The 13,931-nt window shown below is 57.5% G+C and carries 15 protein-coding genes; 12 read left to right on the plus strand and 3 right to left on the minus strand.

The features are described 5' to 3' along the window. The first annotated feature begins 47 nt into the window (after window positions 1-47). The 5 genes from ABVT35_RS04890 (at window position 48) to ABVT35_RS04910 (ending at window position 5,900) form a co-directional block, all read left to right on the plus strand. Window positions 48-1,193 carry an acyl-CoA dehydrogenase family protein gene (locus tag ABVT35_RS04890; RefSeq protein WP_368465159.1) on the plus strand — a complete coding sequence of 382 codons (1,146 nt, stop codon included), beginning with the start codon at window positions 48-50 and terminating at the stop codon, window positions 1,191-1,193. After that, window positions 1,190-1,969: a 3-ketoacyl-ACP reductase gene (locus tag ABVT35_RS04895; protein WP_368465160.1), complete on the plus strand. Its 780-nt coding sequence runs from the start codon at window positions 1,190-1,192 to the stop codon at window positions 1,967-1,969. The genes ABVT35_RS04890 and ABVT35_RS04895 overlap by 4 nt, the downstream gene beginning before the upstream one ends. 8 nt (window positions 1,970-1,977) lie before the next feature. Continuing rightward, window positions 1,978-3,129: a dihydrodipicolinate synthase family protein gene (locus ABVT35_RS04900; protein WP_368465161.1), complete on the plus strand. Its 1,152-nt coding sequence runs from the start codon at window positions 1,978-1,980 to the stop codon at window positions 3,127-3,129. Then, the gene (locus ABVT35_RS04905) at window positions 3,129-4,004 is read left to right on the plus strand and encodes a sugar phosphate isomerase/epimerase family protein (protein ID WP_368465162.1); all 876 of its coding nucleotides are present in this window, start codon (window positions 3,129-3,131) and stop codon (window positions 4,002-4,004) included. The genes ABVT35_RS04900 and ABVT35_RS04905 overlap by 1 nt, the downstream gene beginning before the upstream one ends. 123 nt (window positions 4,005-4,127) lie before the next feature. Then, window positions 4,128-5,900 (plus strand): M14 family zinc carboxypeptidase, encoded by a 1,773-nt coding sequence (locus ABVT35_RS04910; RefSeq protein ID WP_368465163.1) that lies wholly within the window; start codon window positions 4,128-4,130, stop codon window positions 5,898-5,900. 68 nt (window positions 5,901-5,968) lie between these two features. On the opposite strand, the gene ABVT35_RS04915 is transcribed toward ABVT35_RS04910, so the two are convergent. After that, window positions 5,969-6,316 (minus strand): hypothetical protein, encoded by a 348-nt coding sequence (locus tag ABVT35_RS04915; protein WP_368465164.1) that lies wholly within the window; start codon window positions 6,314-6,316, stop codon window positions 5,969-5,971. Window positions 6,317-6,468: 152 nt separating this feature from the next. Here ABVT35_RS04915 and ABVT35_RS04920 point away from each other — a divergent pair, with 152 nt between their 5' ends. The 3 genes from ABVT35_RS04920 to ABVT35_RS04930 all read left to right on the plus strand — a co-directional run bounded on the left by ABVT35_RS04920 (window position 6,469) and on the right by ABVT35_RS04930 (window position 9,453). Further along, the gene (locus ABVT35_RS04920) at window positions 6,469-7,590 is read left to right on the plus strand and encodes a helix-turn-helix transcriptional regulator (protein ID WP_368465165.1); all 1,122 of its coding nucleotides are present in this window, start codon (window positions 6,469-6,471) and stop codon (window positions 7,588-7,590) included. Window positions 7,591-7,790: 200 nt separating this feature from the next. Next, window positions 7,791-8,243 (plus strand): MaoC family dehydratase, encoded by a 453-nt coding sequence (locus ABVT35_RS04925; protein WP_368465166.1) that lies wholly within the window; start codon window positions 7,791-7,793, stop codon window positions 8,241-8,243. Continuing rightward, a complete protein-coding gene (locus tag ABVT35_RS04930) occupies window positions 8,236-9,453 on the plus strand; it encodes a nitrate/nitrite transporter (RefSeq protein WP_368465167.1) in 1,218 nt (405 codons plus the stop codon). The genes ABVT35_RS04925 and ABVT35_RS04930 overlap by 8 nt, the downstream gene beginning before the upstream one ends. A 35-nt stretch (window positions 9,454-9,488) precedes the next feature. Here ABVT35_RS04930 and ABVT35_RS04935 read toward each other — a convergent pair whose 3' ends face one another. Together ABVT35_RS04935 and ABVT35_RS04940 are read right to left on the minus strand one after the other, a co-directional pair. Beyond that, window positions 9,489-9,647 carry a hypothetical protein gene (locus ABVT35_RS04935; protein WP_368465168.1) on the minus strand — a complete coding sequence of 53 codons (159 nt, stop codon included), beginning with the start codon at window positions 9,645-9,647 and terminating at the stop codon, window positions 9,489-9,491. 232 nt (window positions 9,648-9,879) lie between these two features. Beyond that, window positions 9,880-11,220 carry an aspartate aminotransferase family protein gene (locus tag ABVT35_RS04940; RefSeq protein ID WP_368465169.1) on the minus strand — a complete coding sequence of 447 codons (1,341 nt, stop codon included), beginning with the start codon at window positions 11,218-11,220 and terminating at the stop codon, window positions 9,880-9,882. Between the two features lie 146 nt (window positions 11,221-11,366). Between ABVT35_RS04940 and ABVT35_RS04945 the strand changes: the two genes are divergently transcribed. The 4 genes from ABVT35_RS04945 (at window position 11,367) to ABVT35_RS04960 (ending at window position 13,701) form a co-directional block, all read left to right on the plus strand. Next, window positions 11,367-11,915 carry a cupin domain-containing protein gene (locus ABVT35_RS04945; protein WP_368466272.1) on the plus strand — a complete coding sequence of 183 codons (549 nt, stop codon included), beginning with the start codon at window positions 11,367-11,369 and terminating at the stop codon, window positions 11,913-11,915. Window positions 11,916-12,048: 133 nt separating this feature from the next. Beyond that, window positions 12,049-12,876 (plus strand): methyltransferase domain-containing protein, encoded by an 828-nt coding sequence (locus ABVT35_RS04950; RefSeq protein WP_368465170.1) that lies wholly within the window; start codon window positions 12,049-12,051, stop codon window positions 12,874-12,876. Between the two features lie 132 nt (window positions 12,877-13,008). Continuing rightward, on the plus strand, window positions 13,009-13,215 hold the full coding sequence (locus ABVT35_RS04955; protein ID WP_368465171.1) for a dodecin: 207 nt from the start codon (window positions 13,009-13,011) through the stop codon (window positions 13,213-13,215). Between the two features lie 24 nt (window positions 13,216-13,239). Next, window positions 13,240-13,701 carry a metallophosphoesterase family protein gene (locus ABVT35_RS04960; RefSeq protein WP_368465172.1) on the plus strand — a complete coding sequence of 154 codons (462 nt, stop codon included), beginning with the start codon at window positions 13,240-13,242 and terminating at the stop codon, window positions 13,699-13,701. Window positions 13,702-13,931 lie beyond the last annotated feature (230 nt).

Below are 13,931 nucleotides of genomic sequence, written 5' to 3' on the forward strand. Positions count from 1 at the left end.
TTGGGCTGCTATTTAAGTAACTAGATAGTTACAATATTGGTGAACGCATGTACTTGACCGATACCCATCAGCAGGTTCGCGATATGGCCCGGCAGTTTTCACAGGATGTCATATGTCCGGCGGCTGAGGCATTGGACCGGGATGAGCGATTTCCCGAGGAGATCTACCGGCAGATGGGCGTGCTCGGTCTGTTTGGCATCGGCGTTCCGGAAGAATTTGGCGGGCCCGGATTTGACACGCTGTCCTATGCGCTTGTCATGGAAGAGCTGTCCCGCGGTTATTCTTCCGTTGCAGACCAGTGTGGCCTGGTCGAGCTGGTTTCGACGCTGCTTGTGCGCCACGGAACGGCCGGGCAGCGGCAGCGGTGGCTTGGCCCGATCATGTCGGCGCAGGCGCGGGCGGCCTATTGCATAACCGAGCCGGAAGCCGGAACCGATGTGTCGGGAATTCGCACCACGGCGACAAAAAACGGTGACGGCTGGGTACTGAACGGCGGCAAAATCTGGATACACAACGCACCGGTTGCGGATGTTGGGTTCGTTTTGGCACGGACCGACAAGGATGCCGGCCACCGCGGCATGAGTATCTTCATCGTCGACCTGAACTGCGAGGGTGTCGAACGTGGCCCTAAAGAGCACAAGATGGGACAGCGCGCCAGTCAGGTCGGCGCATTGACTTTCACCAATGTTGCGCTCTCCGCAGACGCGCTTCTTGGTGAAGAGGGGCGCGGTTTTCACATGATGATGAGTGTCCTCGACAAAGGGCGCGTGGGCATCGCAGCGCTGGCCGTCGGCATCGGGCAGGCGGGGCTTGAAGCTGCCCTGGACTACGCCCAGCAACGCAAGCAGTTCGGCTCTAAGATAGCTGAGTTCCAGGGCGTACAGTGGATGTTGGCCGATATGGCGAAGGATATCGAGGCAGCCCGGCTGCTGGTTCACAGCGCGGCCGTCGCCATCGACGAGGGCAGGGACGCAACCAAGGCCTGTTCCATGGCCAAATGCTTTGCCGGCGATATGGCGGTTGCGCGCACTGCAGATGCCATCCAGGTCTTCGGCGGTTCCGGCTATATCCGAGGTTTTGAAGTCGAGCGCCTCTACCGCGACGCAAAAATCACCCAGATTTATGAAGGCACAAACCAGATCCAGCGCATGATTATCGCGCGTGAGCTGGTCAAACATGGAGCACGCACATGACTAAGGTGCAGCATGCCGCCTTCGTAACGGGCTCAAGCCGGGGAATTGGTCTCGGTATTGCAATTGAACTCGCGAAAAGCGGTTTCAACATCGCACTCAACGGAAGGCAGGACAATGACGAGATGGAAGCCGCGGCAAAGGCGATTGCGGCCGAAGGTGTCGCAGTCGTCAAGATTGCCGGTGACGTTTCGGATCTGTCGCAGCACGAGCGGATGCTCGATACGGCAGAAGAGGCGGTTGGGCCGCTGTCGACGCTCGTCAACAATGCCGGCGTGTCAGTTCTCCAGCGCGGCGATCTTCTCGAAGCCAGCGAGGAAAGCTACGACCGCTGCATGGCGATCAATGCCAAGGCGGTGTTTTTTCTGAGTCAGGCCTTTGCCAGACGTCTCGTGTCGCGCGACCGTAGCGATGGCAAGTTTTACAGCATCGTCAATGTGACCTCGTCCAACGCGGTCGCGGCGTCCGCGCCACGGGCCGAATACTGCGCTTCCAAGGCCGCAGCCGCAATGATTTCAAAGACCTTTGCGGTGCGGCTCGGCGGGGAAGGCATTGCGGTCTACGACGTCCAGCCGGGTCTCATCGAGACCGACATGACCAGGACCGTAAAGGGAACCTATCAGCGCCGTATCGAGGAGGAGGGGTTGACGCTCTTTCCGCGCCTCGGTCAGCCGGACGAAATGGGGCGTATCGTTGCAACGCTCGCCACCGGCGGCCTTCCCTATACCACCGGTCAGGCGATTTCCGCCGATGCCGGCATGCTTGTTTCGCGCTTTTGAGGTGATTTATGCCAATTCGGCTTCCAGATGAAACCGGACGGGTGTCCGACTATGAAATGACGGGCCGGACCGTTGAAACGCGGCCGCTCGGAACTGAAACCTGCCGCATCATCTATTCTGCGGCCCATGTTGTGGCAGACCGCTTTGCGGACTGTGATCCTTCGGGACCGGCTGCGGTGGACTGGGAGGCGACGATGGCCTTCCGTCGGCACCTGGCAGACCTCGGTCTCGGCATTGCGGAGGCTATGGACACAGCTCAGCGCGGCATGGGGCTCGACTGGAACGGCGCCCTGGAACTGATCGCTCGGACGAAGGCCGAACTGCCCGATGCCCGGATCGCGAGCGGTGCGGGAACGGATCAGCTCGACGCCGCGGATGCACGTACAATCGATGATGTGCGCGACGCCTATCTGGAGCAGGTAGAAGCCGTGCAGAAAACCGGCAGCCGTATCATCCTCATGGCGAGCCGGGCGCTCGCAAAAGTCGCCCGGGGACCGGGCGATTATGAAAGCATCTACCGCGATGTGCTGGCGCAATGCGACGAACCGGTCATTTTGCATTGGTTGGGGGCGATGTTTGATCCGGCCCTTGAAGGTTACTGGGGCGGTTCCTGCTTTGAAGAAGCGCTGGAAACCTGTCTCACGGTCATCGGGGACAATCAGGCCAAGGTCGATGGTATAAAGGTGTCGCTGCTCGACAAGGACAAGGAAATCGCCATGCGACGGCGCCTGCCCGATGGCGTCAAAATGTATACCGGCGATGATTTCAACTATCCCGAACTGATCGAGGGCGATGAAGATAGTTTTTCCCATGCATTGCTTGGCGTGTTCGATCCTTTGGCCTCCCACGCCGCGCTGGCGGTGTCGCGGCTGAGCCAGGGTGATAATGGCGGTTTCCGTTCGGTTCTCGATCCGACCGTTCCGCTTGCACGCCATATTTTCCGAACCCCGACACAGTACTACAAGACCGGCGTTGTGTTCCTCGCCTGGCTGAACGGTTTCCAGGATCATTTTGTCATGCTGGGTGGTGCACAGGCGATGCGTTCGCTGCCCTATTTTGTCGATGCATTCAAATTCGCCGACCAATGCGGCCTGTTCCGCGATCCGGATCTTGCAGCCGGGCGGATGCAAACTTTGCTTGACCTTTATGGGGTTTCGTGATGCCCGACGTCCGGTTGCGTGATTTTTCCGAAGACCACTCGGCGCTGGCGCTCAACACCGCAACGCTTGGCCATAATATGGACGGCTGCGGAGCCGGCTGGTCGCCCGAACAGGTTATCGATGCCTGCGCCGAACGCGGTTATGGCGCGATTACCTGGTGGCGGCGGGAAATCGGACAGCGGGCCATGGAGATCGGCGAGCGGACGAGAGCCGCCGGCATGCAGGTTTCAGGCCTTTGCCGCTCGCCGTTTCTGGTCGGTCCGCTTGCGCCGCGAACACGTCAGGGCGTTCTGGATGACTTTTTCGGTTCCATCGAAATGGCTTCAGACCTCGGGGCCTCCTGCTTGACCATATGCGTCGGTGGTGTGGTGGAAGATACGCACAGCATTCGCGACAGCCTCAAAGAAGTCGCGACCATCGTGGCGGAAGCCGCACCGGTGGCGCAGGCCGCAGGGGTCCGCCTGGCGCTCGAACCGCTCAATCCGGTTTACGGCGGCAACCGCTCCTGCCTCGTCACCGTTCGCGATGCGGTCGACATGTGCGATGCGATCGATCATCCGGCGTTGGCGTTGGCGATCGATGTCTATCACGTTTGGTGGGACACCACTCTTGGTGCCGAGCTCAAGCGCGCCGGCGCCGGACGCATTGCCGGATATCATCTTTGCGACTGGCTCGCCGACACACAGGACGTGCTTCTGGACCGTGGCATGATGGGCGAGGGTGTTGCCGATCTGAAAGACATCAGAGGCGCCGTCGAAGGTGCCGGCTACACGGGCTTTTGCGAAGTCGAGATTTTTTCCGCCGGTAACTGGTGGAAGCGGGATCCCGCCGAGGTCCTCGACATCTGCGTGGAAAGGTTTCGCACCGTGTGCTGAACGGTGCAGACAACTGCAGACGCAAATTCAATCAATGATGGTCTTGAGAATGTTCGGGCGCCGGGTAATCTGGCCCCGACCTCCTTGCATTCGAAATTTCGAACTTTCTGGAAAGACCATCTGATGATCGAGCCTGGAACCACCCTGTGCGATGTTCAAATCAATGCCAGCCTTGATAAACTGGTGGGTATGTTCTCGTCGCCGGAATTTGCCGGCGCCGAGGTTGAGCTATGGGTTTTTGACGGGCGCGAGCGCCGTGAGAAAGCACGCAAGGCCCTTGAAACCGAAGGTGTGATAGCGCGTGTCCGCTCCGCCTATAAGCCGCTGGTTCATGCAGTGCTCGAGGAACTGGATTTCGATGGAGTCAAGGAAATCAGCATCCGGTATCCGGTTGTGGATGGCGTTCTGGAAAACCGGTTTCTGCTTGAAACATACCCCGTTGGCGAACTGGTCGGTGCGCGGCCTGTGACCTTTGAGCCTTCTGAACCCGTCGATGGATCAGGACTGATTTCCTATCAACTTGTGCTGAAACGAGGTGATGGCTCTCAGCTATTTGTCGATGTGCCGGCCCCAAATCTCTTCCGCCCGGATCATGTGGGTCATGGGATCTACACCGCCACCGGCTGGATACGCGTCCGTTCTCCCGATCGTCCTGATCTTGACCGGAACGAGCCTTACCGGACCGATCAGGAGCAGGCCTTCGATGCAGTGATGACGATCCTGTCAGAACGGAACTGGGAAGGCGAAGAACCTTTTTTCGACCGTCTCAACATGCGTGTTGAAGCCCCTTTTTATGACAGGCCACTGCCTTTTGCGCACGAATGTCTGAGCACCGCCGAGGCGATGCATGAAGACCTCTATTTTTCAGCCCTTGATATGTTCAAGAAGGCGCGCGGCCTGGATCTGGAAGATCGAACGCTGCGGCCAGGGCAACTGGTGCCGCAGATCGTGCCACGCACTGGCCCGTTGCGTGTCGTCATCGAGACCGGGAGCGATCCGTATCTCGAAACCGACAGATCCGTGCAGCCCGGGCCGTTGACTGATCTGGAAACCGCCGGGCATTGGCTAGAACCCGGCGTTATCAAGGCCCATGTCGACGACCTTGGCGGAGATTATTATGAGGTTCGCTCGCAGCGCGGCCGCCCTGTCTGGAGCACGCACATCGCCGGGCAGGGACCGGCCATGGTGATAACAGCCGGGCAGCATTCAAACGAAACCTCCGGGCCGATCGGGGCATTGAGGGCGGCCAGACATATGGCTGATAAGGGCCGGACCGGATTTGCCGTCTCGCCGCTCGTCAACCCGGACGGCTACGCGCTGTTTCGGGAACTGTGCCGCAATTACCCCGATCACATGAATCACGCCGCGCGTTTCACGGCCTCTGGTTGCGATCTGCAATATGTCGAACGCGGATTTGAAAACGAGGCGCATCATATCGGCCAGGAAAAAACCGGGGCCAGGCTGCACCTCAATCTGCATGGATATCCGGCACATGAATGGACGCGGCCCTTTTCCGGCTACGTTCCGCGCGGCGCCGAATTGTGGACAATTCCCAAGGGCTTCTTCCTCATCCTGCTGCATAAACCCGGTTGGAAGTCTCAGGGAGAAGTGATCCTCAATGCAATCATTGAGGAACTGTCCGGTTATCAGCCGATTGTCGATCTGAACCGGGAACAGTGCGGGCGCAGCCGGCTTTACACGAACGCCTCACCATTCATGATCCGAGAAGACATCCCCTACACCGTGGAGGAAGTCGAGGACAGTCTTTTCCCAGTGACGATCATCACGGAAGCGCCTGATGAGATGGTTTACGGCGACGCATTTTCATTGCTTCACACAGCCCAGATGAAGTCGGTCCTGGCTGCAGCCGATGCCTGTCCGTCCGCCTTTTCGTAAAATATCCTGAGTATGATGCTGATATTCTTCGGTACTCAGGGTTAGCCGGTCGTGTGCCATCCCGGCATTCACCGTGAAAGAACGCCACCATCGCTTGCCAATATTTTTTTGCCCTTCTTGCTATATGTATCGCATCGCTCCTTGCCGCCTCTGATTTTGTTGTATGACGTGCACATCTTGTTTCCCTTTATTTTCCAAGTGCCCCTGTCCTTTTTTATGTTCGTATTTGTGGTCACGTTAATTGACCCGCTTTTGTTGAACCTGATTGTTCCGTAATATTTTCCCTTATTCCATTTCCATTTTTTGCCAATCACTTCGGTTTTTATTTCGTTTGCTGTCAAATTAGCTGCGAATGAAGCTTCGGAAGTAAACAAAAAAGCAACACCGAAAAGTGCGTATTTCGCGAACGTTAACATATCGAATCTCCTGAAATGCCGGAGTAGTCAATCGAGTTTCGATTTTAGTCGCATCCCCCAAATGGGGCTAATATTGCCAATGCAATCAACTATTGGTAGAATAATTATACTGAACAACTGTTTAAATTATACTTCTTGCAGGTTGTTAGGCGGTGTCAGAGGGAACTTTCATAGCAGCCGTCGAGGCCGTTTATGCGGCTGCCAGCGAACCGGAATTGTGGCCAAATGCTCTGGATTCTGTTGCCACGTGCTTCGGCGCGGTTGGAACGGTAATGATCGTGCAGCAACAGGACGGCTCTTTGTCCACGATTGTCTCGCCAGCACTGACCGACGCACAGCATGAATATGATGCTGGTGGCTGGAAGCTGGATTTTATGGCGTCCCGCCTGTTTGAGAGAACATCGTTGTCGGAGTGCGGGTGTTTGACGGAACAGGATCTGGCGTCCCCGGAAGAAATTGCCACCCACCCGTTTTTTACCGATTTTCGAGCATCGTTTGGACTTGGCTCGGCTCTTGTTGCCACCGTGCTGCCCCACCCGCGAATGCCTGTGCTGGTTGCCGTACAAGGCGTGTTGGGCCAACCGCCATTCTCGGCAAGTGACAAATCACTATTCGAGCGCATCATAAGGCACTTGGAGAAGGCACTCACGCTGACTGTTCGGCTATTGGAAGCCGGCAGGGGGCAACGCGCACTTTCCGAAACACTGTCGCAGCTTTCATGCGGTGTCTTCTTGCTGGACCAGGGTGGCTGGGTCGTATTTCGGAACGCTGAGGCTGAACGACTTCTTGGCGGACGGTTGATCCTGCAGGAAGGCCGATTATGCGTAGAAGGTCCAGAACGCGATTTATATTTGAACGCTTGTCGATGTCACCTCAGTGATAATTCAAACAATGATCATTCAAAAACCCAGCCGCTGGTTGTAGAAGGTAGAGAGAATAGACATGTTATCGTTCATGTGCTGCCAGTCGATCCGCGAAATATAGCTGAACAATTTTTATCGGCTTCTCGCCTGCTGATACTGGTCATCGAGCATTCGGCGGCCCAACCGATCGATCCATCGCTGGTCAGGGATCTGTTGGGCCTGACCCTTGGTGAGGCGCGTCTCGCATCTCTTGTTGGCGCCGGGCATCCTCTTCGCGGTGCAGCACAAGAGCTCAATATCACCGAGGAGACAGCACGCACGGTACTTAAACGTGTGTTCTCGAAAACGGGCGTGTCGCGTCAGGTGGAATTGGCAACGCTGTTGTCCAATGTTGGCTTGCATTCATTGTAAAGTACGCCAACTTGGTGTGACCTCAGTTTGTTCAGCTGAGCTCAAAAGAGTGCAATTCTCCAATGGCTTATAGCAATAGGCAACAATGCCCTAGCGATAGCGATGGAACCGACATGCGGGCCACGTACCCGTGATTGGTGAAATTATTTTCTGTTTTGTACTGTGTGGGTAATGGAAAACAAAAAAGGGACGGGGTTGAAATGACCGAGCCAAAAGATGGTTGGGCCGGTGTTGTGAAGGGCAAGCCTTCCGTTGGGCAATCGGCGGAACGGTCGCGAATGACGCGCATGGCAGACATCGTTGCCTTTACCGAAATGACCGGCGATCGCAATCCAGTTCACTACGACCGCGCGCTCGCTGAAAAGACACCTTTCGGCAAACTTATTGTCCAGGGTGGCGTGACAACCGGCATCCTGAATGCTGTTGTGGCAGAGGATCTGCCGGGTCCGGGAACCGTGTTTCTGGGCGTGGAATGGAAGTTCGTCAAAGCCGTTGGTGTCGACGAGACGATAACGGGCCGCGTGGTTGTCACTTCGGTGCGTGACGACAAGCCGATCTGCCGGTTGGAAACAACCATCCGCGACGGCGAAGGGGATATCTGCCTCGAAGGCACCGCCACGACCTTTACCATGGCGCTCGAAGGCCTTGACTGACACGGCGAATGCGCGCTGGACTGCGCTTCTGGTGATTTGCGCCGGTGTTGTCGGCGCGCTGGCGACGTGGTTTTCGGCAACCGCAATCATACCGGAACTGCAGAAAGACTGGGCGTTGTCGCCGACACAGTCGGCATGGATGACCAATGCGGTCCAGCTCGGCTTTGTGGTCGGAGCGCTGGGTTCCAGTCTGGTGAATATCCCGGACATCGTCCGCATGAACAGGTTGATGGCTGCATCGGCCCTTGTTGCAGCGCTCGCCAATGCCGTTTTGCTTGTTGAGCCGGGTCCTTCCACAGCGATTGCAATGCGCTTTGTAACCGGTGTGGCATTGGCTGGCGTTTACCCTCCGGCTTTGAAAATCATGGCGACCTGGTTCCTGAAGGGCAGGGGGCTTGCTCTCGGGATCCTGATCGGGGCGCTCACGCTCGGCTCGTCAATGCCGTACCTCTTTAGAGCTCTCAGCGGCGGGGTTGATTGGCAAAGCGTCGTCATTGCCACATCGCTGGCCACCGGTGCGGCTGCGGTTTTCTTCGCGGTGGCATTGCGTGAGGGTCCGCATGCGTTTGCACGCGCGACATTCAATCCGCGCCAGTTCCTGGCGGTCTTTACGAACCGGCCGCTCTTTCTCGCCAATCTCGGCTATTTCGGCCACATGTGGGAACTTTACGCCATGTGGGCCTGGTTCCTGGCTTTTGCAGCGGCCGCCGAGGCCGGACTTGTTGATTTTCCCTTTGGGAACGCTTCGATGCTGACATTCATCGTTGTTGCCTCCGGCGCTGTCGGCGGCGTACTTGGAGGGGTGCTTTCGGACCGTATCGGACGTTGCTACACCACTGCGCTGATGATGGCGGGATCGGGCGCGTCAGCAATTCTCATCGGATTTGTGTTCGATGGTCCGGCCTGGGCGTTGGCGCTGGTGGCTATATTCTGGGGAATAACAATTGTCGGCGATTCGGCGCAGTTTTCCGCGGCGGTCACGGAACTTGCCGATCAGCGTTTTGTCGGTACCGCCTTGGCCCTGCAACTGGGCATAGGTTTTGCGCTTACGGTAGTGACCATCTGGATTACACCGCTCTTTGCCGAGTGGATCGGCGGATGGCGGTGGGCATTTCTGCTGCTGGTGCCCGGTCCGGTAATTGGCGCAGTTGCCATGCTTAGGCTGCGGAGGCTGCCTGAAGCTTCGAAGCTTGCGGGTGGTGCCGGCTGACCGGCGGCGGCCATCCGCGTTTGGTTCAGGTCAAATTACTTTGTCGAAAAGATATCGTCGATCCCAAGCGACTGGAGGTCGCGCCTGTCGGGTTTCAAGCCCTTTTCCAGTGCGGATGCAACGCGGGCAGCACTAGGGACTTTCCCCAGCAGATCAAAAATGCCGCGGGCGGTTGTCAAATAGCGACGGGTCATCCGGATTCTCCTTTTCATTGCACTCCTTTTATCTCAGCTGGCATTGGAGAATATTGCTCATTGGGAATGGCAGTTCGGAGATTTGTGCATGGCTGTCGCTGCTGTTGCCACAAAAAGCACAGCCTGCCTTCGGTTCCCGGGGGATTGAGGGTGCTGGGGCCGATGCAGGCTGTGAGGGCTTAAGCGCAGTCCCGTTGGAGGCGCGGCGGCGCTCAGCCGGAATATTTGTCCGTCAATCGGTCTGCTCGATTGCCTCGCGCAATGTGCCGATCAGCCTGTCGATATGTTCCTCCTCGAAAGAAAGCGGTGGCGACAGGGCGACAATGTCGCCGGTAACCCGGATAAGCGCACCGGCGCGATAGCAGGCTGTAAAGACGTCATAGGCACGCGTCCCCGGTGCTCCGTCACGCGATGCAAGTTCGATACCTGCAATCAGTCCGATGTTGCGGATATCGACGACGTTTGGCGCGCCTTTCAGCCCGTGCACGGCTTCTTCCCAATAGGGTGCGATCCTTGAGGCGCGGGTCAGAAGGTCGCCGCGCTCATAGATGTCGAGGGTTGCGAGACCGGCAGCGCAGGCAACCGGATGGCCGGAATAGGTGTAGCCGTGGAACAGCTCGATCAAATGATCCGGTCCGCTCATGAAAGCGTCGTGAATGTGGCTTTGAGCAAAGACAGCGCCCATCGGGAGCACGCCGTTGGTCAGGCCCTTGGCCGTTGTGAAGAGATCGGGTGTCACGCCGAAGAACTGCGATGCGAAAGGTGCGCCGAGACGACCGAAACCGGTGATCACCTCGTCGAAGATCAAGAGGATGCCGTGGTGGTCGCAGATCTCGCGCAGGCGCTGCAGGTAGCCTTTCGGCGGGATCAGCACACCGGTTGAACCGGCGACGGGCTCGACGATCACGGCGGCGATCGTTTCCGCACCGTGAAGCGCTACGATACGTTCCAGGTCATCGGCCAGATGTGCGCCCCACTCAGGCTGGCCGCGCGTATGGGCGTTGTGCTCTATGTCATGGGTGTGCGGAAGATGATCGACGCCGGTCAGCAGTGAGCCGAAATGGCGCCGGTTGTTGACGATGCCGCCGACCGAAATGCCGCCGAAGCCGACGCCATGATAGCCGCGCTCGCGGCCGATCAGCCGCGTCCTCGTCCCTTCGCCGCGCGCTTTGTGATAGGCGAGCGCAATCTTCAATGCAGTGTCGACGGACTCGGAACCTGAACCGGTAAAGAAAACATGGTCGAACCCGTCCGGCGCGATATCCTTCAGCCGCTCGGCAAATTTGAACGCAAGCGGATGGCCCATCTGGAAGGTCGGCGCGAAGTCGAGGCTCATGAGCTGCTGGTGCACGGCATCGGCAATTTCCGGATGCCCGTGCCCGGCATTGCAGCACCACAGACCGGCCGTGCCGTCGAGAATGTCGCGGTCATCGTCGCTACGGTAGTGAACGCCCTTGGCGCCGACCAGCATGCGCGGATCGGTCTTGAACTGCCGGTTCGCGGTAAACGGCATCCAGAAAGCTTCCAGGTCGCGATTGGATGTTTTGGCGTCGATCATCGGGTCTGCGCTCATGTCCGGTGCCTCCCATATTGACTCCCCCTATCAACGCATGATTTTCAATGCCGAAAAAGTCTGTTTTTTATCTTGGATAAAGTATTGTAATAAAAGAGTCTAAGCCTAAAATGTTCAGGATATTTAACATGGAAAACACGGATGACATTGCACGGGACATCGGTGCGCGGCTGCGCGCGTTGCGTCAGATACACAAATTGTCCCAGCGTGCGCTGGCAAAGAAAGCGGGCATTACCAATGCGACAATATCCCTGATCGAATCGGGAAGGATGAACCCGTCCGTGGGCGCATTGAAACGGGTTCTTGACGGAATCCCCATCGGCATGTCGGAGTTCTTCGCATTTGAACCCGAACGCGAGGAGAAAGTATTCTTTGCCGCGGAGGAATTGAAAGAGATCGGCAGGGGAGGCGTGTCCTTCCGGCAGGTCGGCAACAATCTCTTCGGCAAGCGCCTGCAGATCCTCCACGAACACTACGCGCCGGGCACGGGCACCGGCAAGGTCCGCCTTTCCCATGAGGGCGAGGAGGGCGGTATCGTCATTTCCGGACGTCTCGAGGTGACGGTCGGCAATCAGCGCAAGCTCTTGGGGCCGGGGGACGCTTATCTTTTCGAAAGCAGCAAGCCGCACCGCTTTCGCGCCGTCGGTGAACAGGAATGCGTCGTCGTCAGCGCGTGTACGCCGCCGACATTTTGATGCCTCGGTCGCGGGTATTTACCGCAAGGGAGAGACTTGCGCGCTTTTCGCGTTTGCCTTATCGCCAGTGCGGATAGCGCCACTGCGATAGCTGGCGCTCTTGCCTTTGACCGAGCAGGAAGAATTCAGGATTGTGAGCGGGTTTGACAAAGAGGCGGTAGCCGAAGCGTATAATCGTGGTCTGGCGCTTGAAAAGGCCGGCGACCGTGACGGGGCGGCCGAGGCCTATCGCCAGGCGCTGGCCCTTGATCCGGACGACCACGGCGGTGCGTCGGTTCGATTGGCCGCGATGGGCAGGGGCGAAACGCCGGAGAAGATGCCGGACGCCTATGTTGAAACCCTTTTTGATCAGCACGCAGACGATTTCGACGACATTCTGGTCAATCAACTACGCTATTGTGTGCCGTTGCTTCTGCGCGAACAGCTTCGCACCCATGCAGACGGAGCCTTCAACCGGGTGCTTGATCTTGGCTGCGGAACCGGGCTGGCCGGGGTTGCACTGAAGGATTGCGCAAAGCATATCACCGGCGTTGATCTGTCCGAGCGGATCGTGGAACTCGCCTATGATCGGGAGGTCTATGACGATCTCTATGTTGGTGAAGCTGTCGGGTTCCTGCGGGAATTTGAGGAAGAAGAAAACGCCAATCCCCGCTGGGATCTGATCGTTGCGACCGATGTTTTCCCATACCTCGGAGACGCCGGCCCCTTTGTCACTGCAGCCGCAGCGCGCCTGAACCGCGATGGCCTATTGGGATTTTCTACCGAAACGCTGCCAGAGGAAGCACTTAAGGGCAGACCCTACAAGATTGGACCCGACAAGCGCTTCGCCCATGATCCCGGCTACATTGCCGAGATACTTGCCGATGCCGGCTTCGAAACACTGGCCATGGACGACATCGTTGTGCGTCTCGAAGAAGGCTCACCCGTTCCGGGTCATCTAGTGCTTGCACGCTTGGCTTAGGCAAGGCTGGGCTCAGTGGAAACAAACTATCCGCAGCCTGTTGACAGCTTTGGCATTCGCGCCTTGGATGAATAAGGGCGTATGCCATGAGGCCGGCATTCATGCCGAGGCCGCAACAGGATGGAGAGTGTTATGAGTGACGCAGTCTATAAAACGGTCGACATCGTCGGCAGCTCTTCCGAAAGCGTCGAGGACGCCATCGAGGGAGCCGTCGCCAAGGCTTCGAATACCATAAAGAACATCAACTGGTTCGAGGTCGGGGAAATCCGCGGCCATATCGAGGACGGCAAAGTGGCGCATTACCAGGTGGCCATGAAGCTCGGCTTCCGGCTGGATTAGCATACGCGCGTTGGATTGTCCGGCGTGACCACTGTCGGCGTCATATCGGACACGCACGGCCTGCTTCGTCCTGAAGCACTTGAATATCTTCGGGGATCCGAACTGATCATCCATGCAGGTGACGTCGGACCTGAGCCCATTCTCGATAGGCTTGGCGAGATCGCGCCGGTGCGGGCGGTTCGCGGCAATGTCGACAGGGCGCCGTGGGCTTCAGCTCTCAACGAGGACGAGGTCATTGAGCTGACCGGGCGGTTCATCTATGTGATACACGATCTCAACGGGATCGAAATCGACCCGTCGGCCGCCGGTTTTGACGCCGTCATTTCCGGTCACTCCCACAAGCCCGGTATCGTGAAGAAGGACGGGGTCCTGTATTTGAACCCTGGCAGCGCCGGACCAAGACGATTTCGCTTGCCGATCTGTCTTGCAAAATTATATGTCACCGCAACGAAGGTCTCCGCTGAATTGCAGGAACTGGAACTCTGAAAATGGCTGTTGTCGTTGCCCCCTGCGGTCTCATATGCGATGTCCATGCTCGCCTATAGGTTGCAATTAGGCCGGGCGGCGCACATCGATTCGGGGCGGATTGCATCGGCGATCAAAGGCCGGGAACGGTTTGCTCTTGGACCAGCAATGATCGTGAAGATTCACTCAGATTCTGTGCGGTCATTTTGATTTGCCTTTCGCAACGATATAATTCGTGATGAAAAATCAAT

It is taken from the genome of Hoeflea sp. TYP-13 (assembly GCF_040932035.1).
Lineage (GTDB): Bacteria > Pseudomonadota > Alphaproteobacteria > Rhizobiales > Rhizobiaceae > Hoeflea_A.

Coding starts and splice junctions, on each gene's coding strand:
- ABVT35_RS04890 (WP_368465159.1), top strand. CDS start 48: ATGTACTTGACCGATACCCATCAGCAGGTTCGCGATATGGCCCGGCAG.
- ABVT35_RS04895 (WP_368465160.1), top strand. CDS start 1,190: ATGACTAAGGTGCAGCATGCCGCCTTCGTAACGGGCTCAAGCCGGGGA.
- ABVT35_RS04900 (WP_368465161.1), top strand. CDS start 1,978: ATGCCAATTCGGCTTCCAGATGAAACCGGACGGGTGTCCGACTATGAA.
- ABVT35_RS04905 (WP_368465162.1), top strand. CDS start 3,129: ATGCCCGACGTCCGGTTGCGTGATTTTTCCGAAGACCACTCGGCGCTG.
- ABVT35_RS04910 (WP_368465163.1), top strand. CDS start 4,128: ATGATCGAGCCTGGAACCACCCTGTGCGATGTTCAAATCAATGCCAGC.
- ABVT35_RS04915 (WP_368465164.1), bottom strand. CDS start 6,316: ATGTTAACGTTCGCGAAATACGCACTTTTCGGTGTTGCTTTTTTGTTT.
- ABVT35_RS04925 (WP_368465166.1), top strand. CDS start 7,791: ATGACCGAGCCAAAAGATGGTTGGGCCGGTGTTGTGAAGGGCAAGCCT.
- ABVT35_RS04935 (WP_368465168.1), bottom strand. CDS start 9,647: ATGACCCGTCGCTATTTGACAACCGCCCGCGGCATTTTTGATCTGCTG.
- ABVT35_RS04940 (WP_368465169.1), bottom strand. CDS start 11,220: ATGAGCGCAGACCCGATGATCGACGCCAAAACATCCAATCGCGACCTG.
- ABVT35_RS04955 (WP_368465171.1), top strand. CDS start 13,009: ATGAGTGACGCAGTCTATAAAACGGTCGACATCGTCGGCAGCTCTTCC.